This is a genomic window from Paenibacillus pini JCM 16418, assembly GCF_000576305.1.
GTDB lineage: Bacteria > Bacillota > Bacilli > Paenibacillales > Paenibacillaceae > Paenibacillus_AQ > Paenibacillus_AQ pini.
On sequence record NZ_BAVZ01000012.1, the window covers coordinates 17705 to 37659 of the forward strand.

At 43.7% G+C, this 19955-nt stretch carries 21 protein-coding genes and 1 riboswitch; of the genes, 9 read left to right on the forward strand and 12 right to left on the reverse strand.

Translation table 11 applies throughout. The annotated features are described in order from the left end of the window. Nucleotides 1–116: 116 nt before the first annotated feature. Nucleotides 117–338 carry a YezD family protein gene (locus JCM16418_RS16140; RefSeq protein ID WP_036650966.1) on the forward strand — a complete coding sequence of 74 codons (222 nt, stop codon included), beginning with the start codon at nucleotides 117–119 and terminating at the stop codon, nucleotides 336–338. A 144-nt stretch (nucleotides 339–482) separates the two neighbouring features. On the opposite strand, the gene JCM16418_RS16145 is transcribed toward JCM16418_RS16140, so the two are convergent. Further along, nucleotides 483–1337 (reverse strand): hypothetical protein, encoded by an 855-nt coding sequence (locus JCM16418_RS16145; protein ID WP_036650968.1) that lies wholly within the window; start codon nucleotides 1335–1337, stop codon nucleotides 483–485. Nucleotides 1338–1413: 76 nt separating this feature from the next. Next, nucleotides 1414–2067: an MgtC/SapB family protein gene (locus JCM16418_RS16150; protein ID WP_036650971.1), complete on the reverse strand. Its 654-nt coding sequence runs from the start codon at nucleotides 2065–2067 to the stop codon at nucleotides 1414–1416. Nucleotides 2068–2203: 136 nt separating this feature from the next. Here JCM16418_RS16150 and JCM16418_RS16155 point away from each other — a divergent pair, with 136 nt between their 5' ends. The 3 genes from JCM16418_RS16155 (at nucleotide 2204) to JCM16418_RS16165 (ending at nucleotide 5512) form a co-directional block, all read left to right on the forward strand. Then, nucleotides 2204–2902, forward strand: a complete 699-nt coding sequence (locus JCM16418_RS16155; RefSeq protein WP_036650974.1) for a DUF421 domain-containing protein — start codon at nucleotides 2204–2206, stop codon at nucleotides 2900–2902. Between the two features lie 218 nt (nucleotides 2903–3120). Next, nucleotides 3121–3753: an NAD(P)-dependent oxidoreductase gene (locus tag JCM16418_RS16160; RefSeq protein WP_036650975.1), complete on the forward strand. Its 633-nt coding sequence runs from the start codon at nucleotides 3121–3123 to the stop codon at nucleotides 3751–3753. Between the two features lie 139 nt (nucleotides 3754–3892). Beyond that, entirely contained in the window at nucleotides 3893–5512 is a 1620-nt protein-coding gene (locus JCM16418_RS16165) for a bifunctional ADP-dependent NAD(P)H-hydrate dehydratase/NAD(P)H-hydrate epimerase (protein WP_036650978.1), read from the forward strand. Nucleotides 5513–5604: 92 nt separating this feature from the next. On the opposite strand, the gene JCM16418_RS23875 is transcribed toward JCM16418_RS16165, so the two are convergent. Both JCM16418_RS23875 and JCM16418_RS23880 read right to left on the reverse strand, forming a co-directional pair. Beyond that, nucleotides 5605–5868: a hypothetical protein gene (locus JCM16418_RS23875; protein ID WP_052020410.1), complete on the reverse strand. Its 264-nt coding sequence runs from the start codon at nucleotides 5866–5868 to the stop codon at nucleotides 5605–5607. Then, the gene (locus JCM16418_RS23880) at nucleotides 5865–6068 is read right to left on the reverse strand and encodes a hypothetical protein (RefSeq protein ID WP_052020412.1); all 204 of its coding nucleotides are present in this window, start codon (nucleotides 6066–6068) and stop codon (nucleotides 5865–5867) included. The genes JCM16418_RS23875 and JCM16418_RS23880 overlap by 4 nt, the downstream gene beginning before the upstream one ends. A 133-nt stretch (nucleotides 6069–6201) precedes the next feature. Here JCM16418_RS23880 and JCM16418_RS16175 point away from each other — a divergent pair, with 133 nt between their 5' ends. Next, nucleotides 6202–6420 carry a hypothetical protein gene (locus JCM16418_RS16175; RefSeq protein WP_036650981.1) on the forward strand — a complete coding sequence of 73 codons (219 nt, stop codon included), beginning with the start codon at nucleotides 6202–6204 and terminating at the stop codon, nucleotides 6418–6420. 156 nt (nucleotides 6421–6576) lie between these two features. Here JCM16418_RS16175 and serS read toward each other — a convergent pair whose 3' ends face one another. The 3 genes from serS to JCM16418_RS16190 form a co-directional block, all read right to left on the reverse strand. Then, nucleotides 6577–7893, reverse strand: a complete 1317-nt coding sequence (gene serS / locus JCM16418_RS16180) for a serine--tRNA ligase (protein WP_036650983.1) — start codon at nucleotides 7891–7893, stop codon at nucleotides 6577–6579. Nucleotides 7894–8270: 377 nt separating this feature from the next. Continuing rightward, nucleotides 8271–9302, reverse strand: a complete 1032-nt coding sequence (locus JCM16418_RS16185) for a ribonucleotide-diphosphate reductase subunit beta (protein WP_036650986.1) — start codon at nucleotides 9300–9302, stop codon at nucleotides 8271–8273. 115 nt (nucleotides 9303–9417) lie between these two features. Then, the gene (locus JCM16418_RS16190; RefSeq protein WP_036650988.1) at nucleotides 9418–11751 is read right to left on the reverse strand and encodes a ribonucleoside-diphosphate reductase subunit alpha; all 2334 of its coding nucleotides are present in this window, start codon (nucleotides 11749–11751) and stop codon (nucleotides 9418–9420) included. Nucleotides 11752–11948: 197 nt separating this feature from the next. Beyond that, nucleotides 11949–12159, reverse strand: a riboswitch (cobalamin riboswitch). Nucleotides 12160–12425: 266 nt separating this feature from the next. On the opposite strand from JCM16418_RS16190, the gene JCM16418_RS16195 reads away from it, so the two are divergent. Together JCM16418_RS16195 and JCM16418_RS16200 are read left to right on the forward strand one after the other, a co-directional pair. Next, the gene (locus JCM16418_RS16195) at nucleotides 12426–12728 is read left to right on the forward strand and encodes an MTH1187 family thiamine-binding protein (protein ID WP_036650991.1); all 303 of its coding nucleotides are present in this window, start codon (nucleotides 12426–12428) and stop codon (nucleotides 12726–12728) included. 301 nt (nucleotides 12729–13029) lie between these two features. Then, nucleotides 13030–13239, forward strand: coding sequence for a hypothetical protein (locus tag JCM16418_RS16200; RefSeq protein ID WP_036650993.1), 210 nt, complete (start codon nucleotides 13030–13032; stop codon nucleotides 13237–13239). A 481-nt stretch (nucleotides 13240–13720) separates the two neighbouring features. On the opposite strand, the gene JCM16418_RS16205 is transcribed toward JCM16418_RS16200, so the two are convergent. Next, nucleotides 13721–14878: a hypothetical protein gene (locus JCM16418_RS16205; RefSeq protein WP_036650996.1), complete on the reverse strand. Its 1158-nt coding sequence runs from the start codon at nucleotides 14876–14878 to the stop codon at nucleotides 13721–13723. A gap of 210 nt (nucleotides 14879–15088) precedes the next feature. Between JCM16418_RS16205 and JCM16418_RS24375 the strand changes: the two genes are divergently transcribed. After that, complete coding sequence (locus JCM16418_RS24375) at nucleotides 15089–15190, forward strand: sporulation protein YjcZ (RefSeq protein WP_081765477.1); 102 nt, start codon at nucleotides 15089–15091, stop codon at nucleotides 15188–15190. A 77-nt stretch (nucleotides 15191–15267) separates the two neighbouring features. On the opposite strand, the gene JCM16418_RS16210 is transcribed toward JCM16418_RS24375, so the two are convergent. From JCM16418_RS16210 to JCM16418_RS16225, 4 genes are all read right to left on the reverse strand, one after another. Next, complete coding sequence (locus JCM16418_RS16210) at nucleotides 15268–16356, reverse strand: glycosyltransferase family 4 protein (protein ID WP_036650999.1); 1089 nt, start codon at nucleotides 16354–16356, stop codon at nucleotides 15268–15270. Between the two features lie 7 nt (nucleotides 16357–16363). Next, on the reverse strand, nucleotides 16364–17557 hold the full coding sequence (locus JCM16418_RS16215; RefSeq protein WP_242403867.1) for a glycosyltransferase: 1194 nt from the start codon (nucleotides 17555–17557) through the stop codon (nucleotides 16364–16366). A gap of 153 nt (nucleotides 17558–17710) precedes the next feature. Continuing rightward, nucleotides 17711–18142: a hypothetical protein gene (locus tag JCM16418_RS16220; RefSeq protein WP_036651004.1), complete on the reverse strand. Its 432-nt coding sequence runs from the start codon at nucleotides 18140–18142 to the stop codon at nucleotides 17711–17713. A 26-nt stretch (nucleotides 18143–18168) separates the two neighbouring features. Next, the gene (locus JCM16418_RS16225) at nucleotides 18169–18537 is read right to left on the reverse strand and encodes a hypothetical protein (RefSeq protein ID WP_036651006.1); all 369 of its coding nucleotides are present in this window, start codon (nucleotides 18535–18537) and stop codon (nucleotides 18169–18171) included. A gap of 171 nt (nucleotides 18538–18708) precedes the next feature. On the opposite strand from JCM16418_RS16225, the gene JCM16418_RS16230 reads away from it, so the two are divergent. Further along, nucleotides 18709–19950 (forward strand): sialidase family protein, encoded by a 1242-nt coding sequence (locus JCM16418_RS16230; protein ID WP_036651008.1) that lies wholly within the window; start codon nucleotides 18709–18711, stop codon nucleotides 19948–19950. The last annotated feature ends 5 nt before the right edge of the window (nucleotides 19951–19955 follow it).

The following is a 19955-nucleotide window of genomic DNA, read 5'->3' on the forward strand; positions in this document are numbered from 1 at the left end:
AAAGGATGGATAATGAAATTGAATATTCATTCTAATAAGGTAACTAAGGTGATCAACGTTTAAACTCATTTTGAAATCTGACAACGTATGATTCGAAGTAAGAAGGAGGCGGCAGGATGGCAAAACCCCTTAAAGTGGATGAGGTATGGTTAGAACGGATTGCCGGGCAATTAAACGATATGGAATTCGGTTCACTTCATATCGTGGTGCATGAAGGACAAATCGTACAAATGGAGCGTACAGAGCGGAAACGCTTTGAGAATACCTCCAATGTAATCAAACCAGGAACAGTCGCTAAGGCCGAGCCAAGATCCAGCCGTGAATCTAGTTACAGATAAACTTGACTCATAACTAATAACCCCGCTAAACGCATGAGAGCTTCCGAAAAGGGAAGTCCATCATATGTTTAGCGGGGTTTTTTGTGGTTGCTAGCCAGTATAGCTTATGTAAGACAATAATTTGTGTTCAATCTGTAAGAAGGGTTATTCCAAAAAATCTTCATGACCGGGGTATGGACGCTCACGTCTTGAACGTTTGCGGGTAAGGCTAAATCCACACAGGAATAGGATAAGCTGCAATATAAGTATATAGGGTGAGAAGCTTAATCCGATGAAATGAAGCAAGGCGACGGCTGAGATCAGAAGAGAGAGCGTTTGATATATTACTCTAGATTCACCTCTGCGTGTCTCCATAATAACGAGGTATAACGAGAGTGTCGCAGCCAAACTAGAAATATAACGTGACCATAACGCTATACTTGTCCACAAGGATGATGCCATAACTGTCGTAGGCTCATGCAGCCCATCGTAGAGCTGAATACTCCATAATAGCAGTGCAGCTAAGGCTGCAAAGGGAATAGCTGGTTTGAGCATCTTCCAGAAGCTAATACCCCATCCCGGGCTATCGAGCGTACGAATAATTGTAGCTTGTTCATGAATACGATGGTTAATTTCACGGTCCAATGCCCGCTGTAATTGATGGAGGCGAGATCGATCGCGTTCCTGTAAATAGGCATCAATCAATTCAAGGAGTTCGGTCGTCATGAGCGGAGCAGCTTTACATTCTTCAAGTAGTAAAATAACAGCATCTGAAACATCGTCAGCCTCTTCACGCAAAAGCCCAGCTGCACGGCAATATAGCGCAAGTGTTGACTGAAGCCGTTCGAGCCGCGCTGATGCGGCCGAACGGAAAGAACGTGCGGTACGAATATACAGCCAAAGGAACACAATCACGGCAAGTCCGGCAGCGATTAGGTTAACACCAGCATCGGTGAACCCATCAATATGAATCCATTCTGCTACTGAGAATGGTTGGATATACAATTCCGCAAGGGACAAACGGGGATCCCTCCTTTATCTTTCTTACTTCACTATTGCATATCATGTGAGGGAATACAAGATTTTATCACCGTACTTATTCCATTTTGGCAGATAAAATCGGAGGAAGCGTCGGCATATCCTGTAGTAACTCGTGTAATGAGCCATTGTGTCTGGCTTTACCTTCAATGCTTAGAATGTATTTTTCGGGAAATTGGGGGTTATGCTCCATTTCATAGGACAAGACTGCGATATGCTTGGTGGATAACACTTTGAGCAGTGGCTCAACAGATTCATGAGAGTCCAGATCGAAGGATAGTTTCACAGCTCTGCCTGTCTTAAAAACCATACTCAGTAACTCCAGTCCTATAAGTACAAGAATGGTGGCACTTATGCCCGCGGCATACATGCCTGATCCTATCGTCAGACCAATGCCGGACGTCGCCCAAACCCCTGCTGCGGTGGTAAGTCCACGGACCATTTTGCGTTCAATAATAATCATTCCTGCGCCGAGGAAACCGATACCACTGACCGCCTGTGCAGCAATTCGGCTAGGGTCGAGAGCAATATGCTCATGATTGATGACTTCGGAGAAGCCATATTGTGAGACGAGCATGATCAGCGCACTTCCAACTGCGACGAGGAAATGTGTCCGCAGTCCAGCCTCTTTAGCTCTTAACTCACGCTCCAGTCCGATGACAGCTCCAAGCAGTCCAGCCACCGCTAATCGAATGATGTATTCCGTAATCATGCTTTAGTCAACTCCTTTACATACACCCATCTAAATAAAATACCCTAATTCCTTTAGATATTAACGGATGAACTATTCATTTATGTAGCCCGTTGGGTAAGTAATATCGATAAAATGTGCTTAGGGAGGCTTTAAGATGGATTTCGGTATGGTTGCTGTGAAATTAATTGCAGGTTTCCTCGGATTGTGGATTATGACACGAGTACTGGGTAAGAAAGAAATTTCGCAGCTTACACCGTTTGATTTTGTATCCTCTATGATGCTCAGTGAAATTGTAGGTAACACCATTTATCAGAAAGATGTTTCCATAATAGAATTGTTGTTTTCATTGGTCATTTGGTTTGCGCTATCCTATGCGTTTGAGAAAATAACTCAATATGCAAAGAAGTCTCGTGGACCTCTGGAAGGAACTCCATCCATTTTAATACGAAATGGAAAAATAGATGTGAAAGAAATGAAAGATAATCGGCTGGATTTTGAACAATTGTTAATGATGCTGCGTCAAAAAGATATCTTTTCCGTTCGTGAGGTTGCTTATGCTATTTTTGAAACGAATGGAACGCTTAGTGTGATGAAGAATTCAGATTATGATTCGTTGCAGAAGGGAGACCTCAATATTAAGGGAGACGATCTTGGCATGACTTATAGTCTGCTGGAGGATGGCGTAATCAATGAAGACACGCTTCAAAGATTGGGCAAGGGACAGGATTGGCTTCTTGCTATGCTTAGGGAGAAGGGGCATCCTAATCCATCAAAACTTGCGTATGTTGAATGGCAACAAGGAAGAGGGTTATATGTTCTTGAGCATAAATTGGAGAACCAACGGCTAGGATAGAGGGCAAAGGTAAGATGTATGGGGTGGTTGTAAGGGTCGTTTGTAGGTAGTAGAGGTTATGAAGAATTTAGCGTAGTAGTAGAGGTCGGTATGCTGAGTTACAATCTCGATATGCTGAGTTACAATCTCGATATGTTGAGTTACAATAAAGGAATGTATTTTTAATGAGACCTCATACAACTCACAGCAGGTATTCCATAAGAAAAGAGTGACTTTTAATGAATATTGTTATTTTTGGTGCAACGGGAACGGTTGGATTTAGTCTGGTGCAGGAAGCTTTGAAACGAAATCATCATGTGACAGCTGTCGTAAGAGATCCTGAACGTATGAAAGGGACACATGAGAACCTTGAACTGAAGCAAGGCGATATTCTGAGTTCGGATTTCGTTGCTGAAGTAGTAAAAGGAAAGGAAGCTGTCATTACAGCCTATGGTCCCGTCTTCGGCAAAGAGGAAGAATTGGTTGAAGTGGCCCGTTCTTTAGTCGAAGGATTAAGACGTGCAGAAGTAAGTCGCCTGCTTATTGTCGGCGGTGCAGGTAGTTTAGAGGTGGAGCCAGGTGTAAGGCTGCTGGATACTGCAGAATTTCCGGCAGAGCTTCGGCCACTCGCTGTAGCGCATGCGGAAGCATATGAGGTATTTAGACAATCGGATTTAGAATGGACTTATTGTAGTCCAGCAGCTGAAATGGAGCCAGGACGTCGTACAGGGCAATTCCGAATTGGAATGGACAAACTGATAACAGATGAGGCGGGTAACAGCCGGATTACAGTTGAGGATTACGCTGTGGCATTAATCGATGAAATGGATGATCCTTACTTCGTCGGTACGCGGTTTACGGTGGCTTATTAATATATCCTAATTAAGGAAGAGAAATGTTATCTCGTCCTGTGTTTACTAATGAGTTAGGATTTACTTAACGCTGCTATCCATTATGAATAGAGCGATCTGTGATAGACAAAGTCTAATGTAAGGAGTGTGAGCCTAGCCTATGTACATCGTGACTTCAGCTCAAATGAGAGAACTCGATCGTTATACGATACAGGATATTGGTATTCCAGCGTTGGCACTCATGGAGAGCGCCGGTAAGGCAATCGCGGAAGAGATCATCCGTTTCTGCCAGAATCGACGACTAGAACACAGTCATGACACCAATGGAAAGCTGACCGATAATCATGTACTGAGTTCAAGAGTGAGATTGGATCGCATGTTTGAATTACCCAATGTTGATCAGGAACATTGGCTGATTCTAGTGGGCAAGGGTAACAATGGAGGCGATGGGCTTGTCGCTGCTCGATACTTACGTGAAGCGGGGCTAGGTGTCACGATCATGTATGCGGAGTCGCCGCATACTTTGCAAGGTGAAGCAGCAATTCAGCGAGATGCTGCAGCTGCGCTTGGCATTCCGAGGCTCGTATACGGCGTAGATCAGGTCGATTATGAATCATATACAGGCATCTTGGATGCTCTGCTGGGAACAGGCGCGTTAGGGGCACCGCGCGCAGCTTATGCAGAGGTGATTGCCGCTGCGAATGACAGCGGCAGACCTATTGTGTCGGCGGATATTCCTAGCGGTCTTAACGCCGACACAGGTGAGATGTACGCGCCATGCATCGCGGCGCGTGTTACGGTGTGCCTCGCTTTTCTGAAGCGAGGCCTTGTGCAGTTCCCCGGCGCAGGTGCAGCCGGGGAACTCGTGGTGCGCTCGATCGGCATTCCGGCCGATCGCTGCGCGGGTGAGCAGGGCATCTGCCATCTGCTCACGGAGAATGTGCTGCGCAGCCGCCTGCATGTGGACCCTACGCGCCGTCGTGACCCGAATGGTCACAAGGGCACGTATGGTCACGTGCTGCTGGCGGCGGGCAGCTATCCCATGAGCGGCGCTGGCCTGCTCGCTTCACGGGCGGCACTGCGCGCGGGCAGCGGCCTCGTAACCTGGGCGCTGCCGGGTAATGTGCTGCCGCATATGATGGGGGCAGCGCCAGAAGTGATGCTTGCCGCAGCCGCGGCAGCAGACTGGGACGCAGCATCCGCAGAGCAGCTGCTGCAACTGGCAGCCAGCCGCGACGTGCTGGCTGTCGGGCCTGGCCTCGGCCGTTTTGTGGGCGACGGCCGCTGGATTCAGCGCCTCTGGGAAGACGCGGCATGTCCACTGGTCGTGGACGCAGATGCGCTCAACATGTTAGCTGCCGCAGGAGACTTCACTTCGTGGAAGTCAAGGGCAGCCGACACTGTGCTGACACCCCATCCGGGCGAAATGGCCCGGCTTGCGGGGTTGTCTACGCAAGAGGTAGAGCGTGACCGCATGGGCCTCGCCATTTCATATGCTTCTTCCCATCGTGTCACACTCGTGCTCAAAGGAGCACGAACGGTCATTGCCGCCCCGGATGGCAGCGCCTATGTCAACATGACGGGCCACCCGGGCATGGCAACTGGTGGTGCTGGGGATGTTCTGACCGGTATCATCGCCGGTCTGCTCGCCCAAGGTCATAGCGGTATACAGGCCGCAACATTTGGCGTCTACTTGCATGGCCTAGCCGGAGATGCCGCAGCTGCGCATCGCGGCCATCCGTCATCGCTTGCGGCAGGAGATATCATTGAAGCGTTGTAAGTAAAAGTATCAATCACGAAATAATCATATCCCATCAATTCATCGTAATAATCGTACGCATTCATTTTTGGAACAATCTTTATTTTCATCCGTCATAACAAACTCCAGCAAAGCAGGGGCAACACCACTGCGCAGAAGAGTGTCATTAGTGATTCATTGGAGAAGGTTCGTTTACCAGCGTAAAATAGCAAAACCATACATGCCCCAGCCACTGCTTCTAACCAACGCTGATCACTCGCAGCATAGATGCTATAATACGAAATAAAGCCGGCGGCAGCATATAAAGAGGCCTGTTTCATGTTACTTAACGCAGGTAATAGTGCAAGTATTCCGTCAGCTGCAATCGCAGCAATCATGCATAGCCATAGACCCAGTACTGTATAGGAATGGACGAATCATCACTCTGGTCTATCGCCCATATCGTTGTATCCCAAGGTGTTCGCAAGGAAAGTATGGTAAGTAGGGTGAAGATAATTCCACCACTAGCGAGTTTATTCAAAGCATATTGACCTGTCTGTAAGCGTGATTGAATGACTCGATATCTGTCTAACTTCATAGATGCTCGCTCCTTGCCGTTAAATAGATTACTACAGCATAAGCAGAACACCATGAAAGTGTTAATGAATTTGTTATCGGTTCAAGCGAAATTGATTAAATACAGTCAATCATGTGAAAAGAGGGGATCATGTATGGGTAGATGGATCGTGGCAACTATCGCATTTGTAACTTCATTTTTCTTCATGCACATGTTGGTTGGAGAAAATGATAGCTTGAGCATGCTGGTAGGAATTAGCTTGTTGTTTGCCTCTAGCATCGTTATCATCATGAATCAATATGAGCTCCTTGGATATCATCGTAAGCAGGAGCGGGCGAAGATGCGTGAGATTCGCAATAACCTTAAATCCTGATAAACCGAAAAGAACATCAATTCAAAAGGACTGAAGACCTCATACGCGGAGTTCTTCAGTCCTTTTATTATTTCTTGCGTGGAATGTTAAGGGTGTTCCATACTTTGAACAGCTCTTCTTTTCTATCTAAGCTGCCTGTAAATTCATCATCCCGTTCTAGGTCAAGAATGTGTTTGATTCCTTCTGTGCATTGGAAGGGGGCACGAGTTTCTCAATACCATTCATATATGGGCGCAGTGCAGCCGGAATCTCAATCGTTCCGTCAGCCTGCTGATGGTTTTCCAGAAGTGGAATCAGAATGCGAGGCGAAGCGACTGCTGTGTTGTTCAGACTGTGGCAGTACTGAAGCTTGCCATCCTGATCCCGATAACGAATGTTCGAGCGTCGCGCTTGAAAGTCATGCAGATTAGACGACGAATGGGTTTCGCCATAGGCCTGACGACTTGGCATCCAAGTCTCAATATCATACTGCTTATGCGTTTTCTGCGACATATCTCCAGTGCACACCGCGACAACACGGTAAGGCAGCTCTAGCAGCTGCAAAATCTCCTCAGCGTACCTCGTCATCTTCTGTAGCATAGCTTCCGATACCTCAGGGTTATTCTCACAAAGGACGACTTGTTCCACTTTAGCAAACTGATGAACTCGGTATAGCCCCCGTACATCACGACCTGCCGACCCGATCTCACGGCGGTAGCATGAAGACATTCCAGCAAGCTTTATAGGCTGGGTGACGTCGATAATCTCATCACTATAATAAGAGACGAGGGATACCTCAGAGGTACCAACCAGCCACTTATCTTCGCCTGTGAGCTCATAGGTCTGATCCTCTCCACCTGGGAAGAAACCCGTTCGTTTCAGAGATTCCGGCCGCACCATAACCGGCACATCCATCGGTGTAAAACCATGAGCAGTCAGTACGTCCAAGGCTAGTCGCTGCACGGCAAGATGAAGATAGAGTGCAGCGCCTTTGAGAAAATAATTGCGACTTCCAGCAGTCTTTACACCACGTGGAATATCAATGAGGTCATGTATTTCGCCTAACGTCACGTGATCGCGGGCTTCAAAATCAAAAACAGGAGGCTCGCCCCAACAACGAATTTCTACATTGTCCGTATCATCTTCTCCAATGGGAGTATCCACAGAGACGATATTAGGAACAAGCAGCATCAATTCCTCATATCTCGCATTAGAATGTGTCAGCTGAGCCTCAAGGCGCGTAAGTTCTTCATTGATTTCCCTAACTTGTTCTTTAATCTGTTCAACTGGTTCAGCATGATTTTGTTTCATTAGAGCCTTAATATTCTGTGTGAGCCGGTTACGTTCTGCCCTTCGCGATTCCACTTGCACCAGCACATCTTTCCTGAAGGTATCCACCTCAAGAAGTTCTTCCACGTTAAAATGTAGCTTCTTCTGCTTTGCCGTTCTTTGAATTCTCTCCGCATTTTCCCTTATATACCGAATATCCAACATCCTAACCGCGCTCCTTTGTCTTTAAAAAAATACAAAAAACGCCCTCATCCTTTGGGACGAGGAGCGTCTGCTCGCGGTGCCACCCAACTTGACCGAACCTGCTTTTTGGCAAATTCGATCCTCTTTGGTTCCGCGATAACGGTCGGAGGCCGGTTAACTTAGAGAGCATATATGGACAGATATAAGAATATATCTGGTCTAGCTCTGGTCGCAAACGCCTCACAGTTGGATGCTGGTCACGGGCGTAATTTCGATGTGTAATTCTATGGGCATTACTATAGCATAAACGAAAAGGGCTATCAACAAAAAAACAGCAAAGCTCCATAAGGGGCTTTGCTGCTTCTAGTATAACTTAGCTTCATTTAGCTAAGAGTAACTTACAAATCGTCAAATCCGTTGTCATCGCCGACTTTACCATAGTTACGGGACTTGGCTTCAAAGAAGTCTGTCTTCGTAGCATTCAGTGCATCATCGGAGAAAGGTCTGATCCAAGGCATACAGTTGGAATCTACACCTTGGTAAGCTTTTTCCATGCCCATTAGTTTAAGACGTTTGTTCGCGATATATTTAATATAATCGGTTAATTCGTTTAGATCGATGCTTGGTGTTTCGCTAAGTGTATAGTGAGCCCAGTTTGTTTCTAATTGAACTGCGCGATCGATCGTTGTGTAGACATAATCCATGTTCTCTTTCGTATTCAGTTCAGGGAAGTCAACTAAAAGCTGCTTGAACACTTCAGCGAAGAAGTAGCAGTGTTGGTTCTCATCACGCTGAATATAAGAAATCATTTGGCTAGTTCCCATCATTTTTTGGTCACGGGCTAGGTTATAGAAGAACGCAAAGGTGCTGTAGAAGAAAATACCTTCTAGTATCAAATCGGCTACCAGTGCACGGAAGAATGTGGATGGGTTCTGCTCATCGCGGAACTCCTGATAAATCTCAGAGATAAACCGGTTACGATCCAGTAGAACCGGATCATTTTTCCAATATTCAAAAATTTCTTTCTGCTCTTGATCTGAAACGATCGAAGATAGGACATATGAATAAGACTGATTATGCACAACCTCTTGTTGTCCGATAATGGCGGAGATTGCCTCTAACGAAGAATCGGTAAAGTAGCGTTTCACATCGCCTACAAACATCGTTTGCATCGAATCCAGAACAGCTAGCAAAGAGATGTTAATTTTGAATGTACGCTGCTCTTCTGGTTCAAGCTGAGCGAACTGCTGCGCATCCTTCGACATTGGGATTTCGTCTGCGATCCAGTGGTTTAGCAGCAAAACCTTATACAATTTGTACATATGGGGCATACGAATATCGTTCCAGTTCAGAATACCTGAACATTCACCTTCAATAATCCGCGTCGATTGGTTAGGCGCTTCTGTGTTAAATATTTTTTGCAGTTGCACAGACTTTCACTCCTTTTAATTTCTTACCAAAAACGTGTTTGCATTTGCCCCTCCTAGAAAGGAGGGGTTATTATTCCAGTTAATCTATTGTATGATCCATTTTCTAATGGGTCGCTTAGCTTGCGCAAGATTCACATTCTTCAATCGTAAGAGCACGGCTGCGCACATAATATGTCGATTTAAGTCCAGCTTTCCAAGCATGTAGGTGAAGCTCCAGGAATTCCGTTGCTTTGATATCTGGGCGTACATACAGGTTAAAGCTTTGGGCTTGGTCAACGTGACGCTGACGCGCAGATGCCATATCAATGGACCAGTGTTGATCAATCGTAAAGGCAGTTTTATAGTACCAAATCGTCTTCTCCGACAAGTCTGGTGCTGGATTAGCGATCTTATATGTTGTTTTTTCTTCATAAGAAAGAAGTTCGTACAATGGATCAATACTTGCCGTAGAACCGGCAATAATAGAAGTTGAACCGTTTGGCGCAATAGCAAATAACCATGCGTTACGTACTCCATTACTTTGTACTTGTTGTTGAAGTGCTTTCCACTGCTCAGTGGTTACATATTTACCTTCATGTTCACCGTCAACATAACCACGGCTCTCGAAGTAAGCCCCACTTTCCCAGTCAGATCCTTGGAACTTGGCATAATGCCCTTTTTCCTTCGCCAGCTCCATGCTAGCTTGAACGAGCAGGTAGTTGATTTTTTCATACAGGTTATCGTTATAGGTAACGGCTTCTTCGGATTCCCAGCGAATGCCTTCGAGTGCGAGCAAATGATGAAGCCCGAAGGTGCCAAGGCCGACAGCGCGATATTGGCTATTGGTATATTGTGCTTGTAACACTTCAATGTTGTTAATATCAATAACATTATCCAGCATACGTACCTGAATCGGTATAAGGCGTTCAAGGACATCCGCTGGTACAGCACGAGCCAAATGTATGGAATTTAGGTTACAGACAACGAAATCACCTGGAACTTTAGAAATCACAATACGGGTTTGACCATCTTTGGTAACCAATTCTTCGGACTCAATAACGGTTGCCGATTGGTTCTGCATAATTTCAGTACAAAGGTTAGAAGAATAGACCATACCATGTGCGCTGTTTGGATTGGCGCGGTTCACCGTATCACGGTAGAACATGTAAGGCGTACCTGTCTCAAGCTGTGATTTCATCACACGTTTCATAATATCAATCGCTTGAACCGTAATACGGGACAAGATTGGGTGAGCTACTGCTTCAGCATATTTATCACGGAATGTTCCTTGTCCATTAGCTTCATCGTAGAAATCCTCGAGACCCAATGGACGACCGTTAGCATCTTTCCAGTTCATGAGTTTCTTCACTTCATGCGGACAGAAGAGACTCCATTCCCCGCGTGATTCCACTGCTTCCATGAACAAGTCAGGGATACAAATACCGTGGAATACGTCATGCGCTCTCATACGCTCGTCGCCGTTGTTCAGCTTCAGATCGAGGAATGCAAGAATGTCTTTGTGGAATACATCAAGGTATACCGCAACTGCACCCTTACGTGTACCTAATTGGTCAACGCTAACTGCTGTGTTGTTCAACTGACGGATCCAAGGGATAACGCCTGAGCTGGTATTTTTGTGACCGCGGATGTCTGATCCACGTGCACGAACTTTACCGAGGTATACGCCGATACCGCCGCCCATTTTACTGAGGCGAGCAACGTCTGTGTTGGAATCAAAGATTCCTTCAAGTGAATCGTCGACCGTATCAATAAAACAGCTAGAGAGCTGTCCAGCAACTTTTTTCCCCGCATTAGACATGGTGGGAGTAGCTGCTGTCATATAGATATTACTCATAGCCCAGTATGCTTCTTTTACGAGATCGAGACGCTTCTCGGCAGGCTCGCGGTGCATCAGGAACATCGCAATGATCATGTAACGTTCCTGAGGAAGTTCCATCACACGACCTTCGAAATCGTTAGCAAGGTAGCGGTCTGACAAGGTCAGAAGGCCGATATAATCAAAAAGTAGATCATGGCGGTAGTCGATACATTTGCCAAGCTCTTCAACTTGTTCTTTGGTGTAGAAATCGAGTAGTTCTTGACGGTATATCCCTTTTTGTACGAGTTCGGTAATGAGGGGATAGAGTGCACCGTAAGGCTCGTCTGAATATGCTTTGTAGCGGCGATTATGGGCAGCTTTCTTATATAAGGTTGTGAGCAGGGAACGTGCAGCTGCAAATTTCCAATTGGGCTCCTCTTTAGTTACAAGCTCAAGTGATGACATGGTGAATGCGCTGCTGATGTCTTCTCCTGTCACTTCCTCACGGCGAAGTTTACTTAGGACTCCACGAAGAAGGCGTTCTTTATCTAGCATATCCAATCCTTCTAAAATACGATCCGCATATACGGATAGGCGGACTTCATCGAATTCCAGCTGGCGGTTATTCGGTTTGGTTACGAGCTGTGGCATGGTGCAGTCTCCCTTCAAAATCTCAATATGGTAAAAATAAATCATAAAAAAAGCATATAAAAGGCATTTTCGAAAACCTCTTGGGGTGAGGATCGAAAATGCTATCATGTCGTTCTTTTATAGGTGTAGAGACACCAAGAACTATATCTATCACAAATATGTAGATATATCATGATCCATTTCCTATCCTCGTAGGTGGATTGCGCGTGAAACAGGCGAGTGTTCTGACTCCCGAAAAAAGGTTTGGTTTCTTCCCATTACGGTGGCTTACACCAAGCATTCCGGCTCTCTGATGTGATGACCGGATATCCGGTTACAGTGGCGGGACCGTGACGGATTTACACCGTTCTTCCCTCTCATAATATCGTATCTATCAGAACACGACATTATCTGTTCACACTATATTTTGATGTGGTTATACTAATGTACCCCAATATGTTGTGTTTGTAAATGATCTGAACGAAAATGCAAGCAAGATGAATTATATCAGAATAGCTACACGAAAACCACTGCGAAGCTAAGTTAATACGAGTACATCATGTCTCAAAAAGGAGGTAAAAGGGAGAAAATGCGGACGTAGCAAGAGGTTTGCCGAGATAAAAATATTTTAAGTTTTTTTGTGGAGGGATTGTGAGTTGGGTACAATATAATATAAAGAATATGGAGGGGATTTCATGGCTATTGCAGAAGTTACCATTATTCCAATAGGAACAGCCACAACGAGCCTTAGTGGGTATGTTGCCCAGATGCAGCAGGTGCTGGCAAAACATACAGAAGTAAGCTATCAATTGACGTCGATGAGTACCATTATTGAGGGGCCGCTCGATCAAGTGTGGAAGGCGATTGCCGCACTGCATGAAGCTCCATTTTTATCCGGAGCTCAGCGCGTATCGACATCTGTCAAAATTGACGATCGACGCGATAAGGCATCCTCTAGTGCGCAGAAACTTCAATCGGTGAAAGACAAGTTGAAATAAGAGATGCTTATATTCAAAAGGTAGAGTCTGCCTGAGAAAACATCTTTGGCAAGCCGAGTGAAATTGACGGCTGGATTTGCGGCGCAGGATTTGCTGATCTGGACGGTCAGCGCTGTAACCTGCTGTAGTGGAAGAAAGCAAGATGCCAAAAATGCTAATATGCAAACGCCGGTCACCTGCTTAAGGTCACCGGCATGTTTTACACCGCTTATAATCTCGTGCTAGCAATAGGATACATAGCATTAAAAACAGTAAGATCTCAGGTAAATATATCTAAAAGTCGTCGTATGGAGGTGTGCAAATGTATGCAGTTGTAAATAAGCTCTTGTATTTTTTGAAATCTATTAATTACATTTTAATTGCAGGGTATACTTTCTTTCAAGTCGTATTAAAGCAACACAATACTTTTAGTCAGGTAATAGATGTATATCTTCTTTGGTTTGTAATTACCGCCGCTACGCTTGAGGCAATGCATAACTTTATAACAGCAGTTTGGGAACCTATGAATTGATAAATACTTCTGAATATATAAACTTAAATGCAATAGGATAGTGTTCATGTTACTCATCTATTCCATTTTAATATGGAGGATACTGAAATGTACTTTTTGTTTCTAATCTTATGTTTAATGTTCTCTATTATTTTTATCTAAAGAAAAATATCTCACTAATATTTCCTTACTCCTCATTATTATCACCATAAGTTTAAGTATTTTGTTAGTGAATTTAGCCTTATTTGCCGGATTATCTAATGGAACTGAATTTTTAACCATTTTTAAATTTAGTAGGGTATCCTCTATATTTACCGTAGTTAAAGTGTTAGTTACAATTACGCTAGTCTCAATGGTTACATATTTTTACTCTAAACAACGAGATTAATTGAATATCTATGGTGGTAATCGTATCTTTGTTTCTTTTCAGTTTATCTAAAAATGAATGAAACCCTTAAGTGAACGATTAAATAAAAACACGCCCTTTCAGGCGTCTGATACATTATTGCTTTTGTATTGTAGAAACAGTTAGAAGAAGGGCGTTTGTTATTCCCCCTCCAACATTTTCAAAAGAATATAGTAAGGTCGGTACTCCACGCATTGTAACAAAATCCCCGTCTAAAATATCTCCAGTTGAATTCATGTAGGCTCCCATAATGGAATTATCATTCTCGTCAGTAATGTGTATGGTGGCCATCGTCCCATAGTCTGTCTCTTCTTCTTGAATTTCTAAGACATAACCGCTAAACTCTACCATTTTATCTAAATAGGGTGTTATATTTTTGAAAATATGCCGACTTGTGATGTTCTGATCAAAAAGAGCTTTCGCAGATTTTTTGCTTGTAGCATCAATAGCTGGAAAGAGTTTGTGATGATCGTTGATATATTGATATGTTTTAGCATCGATCTGGGCGTTTTCTAGTAAGTTGGGGACAATCATAGACATTACATCCGCAGTGTTTGTTTCCTTTGTGTTTTTTGTATTTGCATTTGTAGTTACAGAATTATCCACGGAAGAGGTTTGGACTGGATTATGTACTTTCAGAGACTCAATAATCTGTTGAACAACAGCTTCTCCACCATTGTTGTAGGATTCCTTAGAAGCGCATACTGTAACTGTATATACTTGATTATTTAATGGAACAAAATACTGTGTTAGAACGATTTTGAGGTTTGATTTTTCATTCGTATATTCTGCTGTTAAAACATCGGAGTCTTTCAGATATTTAGAGCTTTTAGTAAAACTAATTTTTTTGTAGTTAAGCATACCACTAGTGGCGCTCCTAGCAACATACTCATCATTAGTCGCATTAGCCAGTGCTTCCATGTTATATCCTGAATCATTATTTATACCAACAGATACATTATCTGCAAAAGCAACCTTAGGGGAAGGATCTGCGTAGGCTACTCGTATAGATTTATTGCTTTCTTCAAGATCAATTTTTTTCCAGTTTGATGGATATGAGATAGAGAATTCTGGACTGTCATATGTACTGAATGCTGGTTTAAATTTGGCATCTTCCACCTTAGTTGTTACTATAGTTGTTTCTTTTTCTGTATTGCTAGTTACTGTGGTCTCTTTAGTTTGTTGCACATTGCCACAGGCAGTTAATGTACAAGCTAAAATCAATAGTACGATACATTTCTTCAATCTTCTCAATCCTTTAAGTGTTCTCCATCGGTTGGAGTATTGGCTGTATTCTTAGGTCTTGTTACAATGTATATCAATATAGACTAGTCTATCAGGACTAGGTGGATATATCTATTTTATTTGTTTCTTTTTTATTGAGTCCATTTATAGTATCTGTCCAAACCTCGCTCCCCCTATCGACATAGAATAGCATTATATAGAGGAGAGGGGGAAAAAGCCATGAGTGAATATGGAGGCGTTGGAAATGCTTTTACGTCCACAGGTGCCATACTGGTTCTTTTTATTCTTCTTGTAATTATCTCTAAAACGATTCTTCTTTAATTGAAGTAGTAATCCATGATCATGCATATATAAGCCCTGTCAGCGGAACAGCTGGAGGGGCTTATATCGTTTCCAATTCATAGTTTTTTTGGACTTTTATAATCTAAATGCTGCTTCATGTTCATAAATCTCTCAACGTAGAGATCTGTTGAAAATTCTCGTTTGATATGCGCCTGTGCATTGTCAATGATTTGTGTACGTAAATTTTGATCTTGCATAAGGGAAAGTGCCTCGGCCACAGCTTCATCTATATTTCCTCGTTCATAAAATTTGCCGGTTTGGTTGTGGGCGACGAACCTTCGTACTCCATCGGAGTCGGTAGACAGCACAGGACACCTGCATAGCATCGCCTCAGCCACAGCGTATCCAAAGCCTTCTAAGATGGATGTTGAGGCTAGAAATCCACCAGAGTCTCCAATGATACTTAGGTAGTCAGCCATGGTATCATGCGGGATGTTGGAATAGAGAAACAATCGAGTAGAGAGCTGGGGGCTATTTGTGACCATAAGATCATACGCTGCTTTTTCGATTGGGTCATGTAATGTTTTATCTACAAACATCCACAAGAACAAATCTGGACAGTATTGCATCAGACGCTCACCAAGAGTGAGAAATTCGCGCCAGTTTTTGTTCGCTTGAATTCGTCCGATCCAGCCAAGGATAGGGAAGCTTTTGCGAGGATACGAATGATAGCCGAAATGCTCTGTATCAAGAGGATCATCGAAACTAAACTGAGGAATATTCGGAAAATAAGAAAGCATGAGCTGATTTAGATGTAGTGTCTGAGGATAGAGAATCGCATCCGCATGCTCAAGAATACGTTCGGAGTAATTGTCTACGATGAGTTTGGCCTCTTCTATCGGACCCAGCCCCTGTAGTTCATAAATAAGATGACCCGTATAACTCGAATTGCTGATGTTCTCCAGCATGTTGATGTCGCTACAGACTACAATGACATCGTAATTTTCTTGCTGTATTAGGGTTCGTACGGACTCATCATCACTAGTTACAATCGTCCGTATATCTTTAATATTTCGAAGCCCTTCTCCAGTGAAGTTGTAGAGGAGGTGAGCTTCGATTCCCTTATCGATTAAAGCTTTGCTCCGTATTCGGTTTAATGTCTCCATCCCTCCGCTCGGATTGTAAAACGTAAACAATACTTTCATAGCGTGATCACTCATTTTCAATGGTTTTGTAATTCAAATATTGAATAAGGTGAGGAGTACGGAACAATTCGTTTACCCAATCTGGACGCTCTGTCATAAGCTGCCAACGGTAATTGATGCCGAAGTCAACGGGAGCGAAATAGTTGGACCATACGGAAGGGTCTTGCTTGCATAAATTGTCATATAGCATTTGTAGATCGACGACGGTAGGGAAATCATTAGGTCCAATCCACATCGTATAGGGTGTTGTTACTTGGGAAGCAGCGATTTTGACGGCAGATGCTATATCAACATTAGGATGGTGCTGAAAATCGGTGAGGGGATGTGGAACCTGTGATAAGACTTCTATTCCTTGTTTAGTTGGGGATAGATCGAGTACATAACAGACATAATTGCTGAATGATTGATTATACAAGTTTTCGATTCGGTTAATGGCATTCTGATCTCCAACAGATACGGGGAAAAGAATGGTGATTTCAGGAGCGATATGCCGACGAGTGCGAGCCTGATGTCTTGCTAAGTGATAGGTGTAACGCCAGTGTCTTTGCTTTTCTACAGATTTGAGCTGGGCGGATACACTAAATGTTGAATCAACACGATACTCCATCAATTCAGTTGGAATAAATTTTATTTCACAATGATCGGTTAACTGCAACCAGTAATCATAATCTTCGACAGGTATCAGATCATAGCCACGTGTAAGCTGTGCATAACGGCTTTTATACATAAAAGAAACAGCCACAATGGAAGAGTCGAGTAGAGCATCCTTAGGTTGGCCCTGAAATTGTCTTAATGCTGACAAGTCCAATTCACTGTATAAATGTTTATTATCATTATCCATAGGCTCAAAGCAGCTATAGACAAGTCCTAGCTCTTCAGGTCCTTCCACAAGTGCTTGCCGAAGCACGTCAAGAAATCGGGGACCGTAAATATTATCACTGGATACCCACGTCAAATATTCAATATCATGATCCTCATAAAGCCTAGCAAAGCCTGTATTCAGGGTAGCAGCTACGCCCTTGTTATGTTCATGATGCAGCAGCTCTACTCTGGGATCAGTGCCTACGATGGCACGAATCTGAGGCTCCATTTCGGGTGCGCCATCAATGACGATCACAAGCCTGAATTGATTCCATTCCTGATTAAGCACAGATTGCAGTGCTGCTGTTAAAAATTCGGGCTTTTGCTTGTATACGGGCATGACAACCCCTAAATCAACCAAAGTTCTTCACCACTTCCGCTAATAATATAGGATAGATCTATTTTATTCATTGGACGGGGGCAGTGCGACTATTCACAGAAAGAAACCCGCTGCCAATGGCAACAGGTTTCTTTGTGTGCAGTGGATAAAATATTATCCGGATACTCCTGTGAAGTTAAAGCTTTCAGGTCCGACACGAATGGTTCCCAAGGCGGAGGAGGAAATAAATACAGTATAAGCAGTGTTAGCTGCATTAGGGGCGGTAAAGTCTGAGCCTGAGAATGCTATGAGCTGAGGCCCCAGTACATTGATATTAAGGTTCTGAGCAGCCGAGAAAACGATGAGCCCTGAAGTAGTGAGCCCCCGAATAACTGTAATTGTAACTGTGGTCACAACAGGCAGAAGAGGAAGCTGAACAGCAGCGACACCTGTAAATTCTACGACTGTTGAACCTGCGATACCTTGCGATAAATTAAGGGTTTGCTGGGCAATAAGCTCAGGGGTATTGATTGCGGAAATCGGAATGGCAATAGAGTTCGCGTAACTTGCGTTTTGTGAGGTTTTTATATCTAATAAAGTAGTCATGTGAAACACTCCTATCATATTTTAGTTTAAGAAGTAGGACTGATGGCTTGAATTTCGGTAAGTTCCGAATTTAGTACACGCTGTTCTGTAACTATATTTCCGTATTCATCGATTCCATACGTAGAGAAGAGAACCTGAGCGAGTATAGACAGTTCACTTAATTGAACTTCATAGGCGATATTTCCTTCGATGAAGAACTCTCGGATATCGACTCCATAGGGTGGGACAACATAGCTTGTTAAATCGAGAGGAATCAATGTCGAAGAAGGGACACCAAAGACAGCTACCAATATGACGGCGCTACTAGATGAGGTATTTCTTGTGCTGACTACTACATTGGCAGCGGCAGTTCCAGTGGCTCGGGTATTTGTAATCATACCTGTTGAATAGGGCATAATCTATCACTCCTTTCCTCTATTTCTACCAACATATTCAATAGATAGGAAGGTTGTTCGGGATTCTTATAAATAGGTTGCATGCCTTTTTATGGTGATAAGGCACAAATGAACAAGAAGACTGCTTGTGACTAGCATATATATTAAAAAAAAGATGGGGTAGGGAGAGTTATGACCAATTTTAATTTTCAAGTTACACCGGGCGGCCCACCGAAGTTTGAACCGGATGTCGCAGTTAACTTGCTGAATCCGAGTATTATGGTAGCTGTATCCACGGATTATACGACGGGAGTACCTCAAACTGGCGTTTATGTGTCAACCAACGGGGGGGCTACATGGGCCAATTCAATTTTACCTCTACCAGCAGGTTACACGGGTGCAGAGGCTGCGGCTGTGGCCTATGCATTTCCTAATACCTTCTACATCACATCTCATGTATTCCCGGGAAATTCAGACGGGACCTGTGCTTTCTATGCATCAACAGATAACGGAACTACGTTTAGTGCTCCTAAAATAGTAACTATGGGATATGGAACGTACATCAATAATGATGAGACGAATATAACCGTAGATACAGGCCAGACCAGTCCATTTATAGGTAATATCTATGTGACCGTTAACCGTCAATTTAATATAGCTAATTTCGGTAACTCCACAGCCTTTTTCTCACGATCAACGGATGGAGGACTGACATGGGATCATCAATTTTTGCTCTCAAGTGATGCGGAACAGGTGGAAAGACCGGAGGTCGCTGTTGATTTAGTAGGCAAGGTTTATGGGGCATGGATTACGGTAGATCCAACCTACAGATTTGTAATCCGTAGCTCTACGGATGGAGGACTTACATTTGGAGCGCCCAATCAGGTATCAGCCATCGTCCCCGTACCCATCATTTTACCTGTGCCCGGCTATGCATTCCGTGTGCTGACCTTTGCCAATATCTCGACAGACAAATCCATCAGTCCATATACAGGCTCGGTGTATACGATCTGGCAGGATAATAGACTTGGTTATGCGGATATATTTATGTCGGTTTCAAGAGATGGTGGAAGTACATTCTCATCGCCCGTGAGTATCACAGGAGCGCCGGCGGGATCGCAGAACTTCTTCCCAGCGATTGATGTTGATCCGCTCTTAGGTACAGTTAACGTAATTTACTATAGTAATCAAGTAGATGGTTTCAATCTCGATGTATTTGTGGCTCGTTCTATTAACGGAGGGCAAACGTTCACGAATACAAGAATTACCAATATCTCGTTTAATCCCAATGGGGGCTCCCCAACGCCAACCACATTGATAGGAGATTATATTGATATTATTAGTGTACCTCCGGGTGGATATATCGGCGTGTGGACGGATACAAGTACAACGCAGTTTATTGTTGCAGGATACTCTAATATTGTAATTACTTGATTGCT

What these genes read in the sequence shown, in the direction of transcription:
- JCM16418_RS16140 (WP_036650966.1), top strand. Translation starts at nt 117, where the DNA reads ATGGCAAAACCCCTTAAAGTGGATGAGGTATGGTTAGAACGGATTGCC.
- JCM16418_RS16150 (WP_036650971.1), bottom strand. Translation starts at nt 2,067, where the DNA reads ATGATTACGGAATACATCATTCGATTAGCGGTGGCTGGACTGCTTGGA.
- JCM16418_RS16155 (WP_036650974.1), top strand. Translation starts at nt 2,204, where the DNA reads ATGGATTTCGGTATGGTTGCTGTGAAATTAATTGCAGGTTTCCTCGGA.
- JCM16418_RS16160 (WP_036650975.1), top strand. Translation starts at nt 3,121, where the DNA reads ATGAATATTGTTATTTTTGGTGCAACGGGAACGGTTGGATTTAGTCTG.
- JCM16418_RS16165 (WP_036650978.1), top strand. Translation starts at nt 3,893, where the DNA reads ATGTACATCGTGACTTCAGCTCAAATGAGAGAACTCGATCGTTATACG.
- JCM16418_RS23875 (WP_052020410.1), bottom strand. Translation starts at nt 5,868, where the DNA reads ATGATTGCTGCGATTGCAGCTGACGGAATACTTGCACTATTACCTGCG.
- JCM16418_RS23880 (WP_052020412.1), bottom strand. Translation starts at nt 6,068, where the DNA reads ATGAAGTTAGACAGATATCGAGTCATTCAATCACGCTTACAGACAGGT.
- JCM16418_RS16175 (WP_036650981.1), top strand. Translation starts at nt 6,202, where the DNA reads ATGGGTAGATGGATCGTGGCAACTATCGCATTTGTAACTTCATTTTTC.
- serS (WP_036650983.1), bottom strand. Translation starts at nt 7,893, where the DNA reads ATGTTGGATATTCGGTATATAAGGGAAAATGCGGAGAGAATTCAAAGA.
- JCM16418_RS16190 (WP_036650988.1), bottom strand. Translation starts at nt 11,751, where the DNA reads ATGCCACAGCTCGTAACCAAACCGAATAACCGCCAGCTGGAATTCGAT.
- JCM16418_RS16195 (WP_036650991.1), top strand. Translation starts at nt 12,426, where the DNA reads ATGGCTATTGCAGAAGTTACCATTATTCCAATAGGAACAGCCACAACG.
- JCM16418_RS16200 (WP_036650993.1), top strand. Translation starts at nt 13,030, where the DNA reads ATGTATGCAGTTGTAAATAAGCTCTTGTATTTTTTGAAATCTATTAAT.
- JCM16418_RS24375 (WP_081765477.1), top strand. Translation starts at nt 15,089, where the DNA reads ATGAGTGAATATGGAGGCGTTGGAAATGCTTTTACGTCCACAGGTGCC.
- JCM16418_RS16210 (WP_036650999.1), bottom strand. Translation starts at nt 16,356, where the DNA reads ATGAAAGTATTGTTTACGTTTTACAATCCGAGCGGAGGGATGGAGACA.
- JCM16418_RS16215 (WP_242403867.1), bottom strand. Translation starts at nt 17,557, where the DNA reads ATGCCCGTATACAAGCAAAAGCCCGAATTTTTAACAGCAGCACTGCAA.
- JCM16418_RS16220 (WP_036651004.1), bottom strand. Translation starts at nt 18,142, where the DNA reads ATGACTACTTTATTAGATATAAAAACCTCACAAAACGCAAGTTACGCG.
- JCM16418_RS16225 (WP_036651006.1), bottom strand. Translation starts at nt 18,537, where the DNA reads ATGCCCTATTCAACAGGTATGATTACAAATACCCGAGCCACTGGAACT.
- JCM16418_RS16230 (WP_036651008.1), top strand. Translation starts at nt 18,709, where the DNA reads ATGACCAATTTTAATTTTCAAGTTACACCGGGCGGCCCACCGAAGTTT.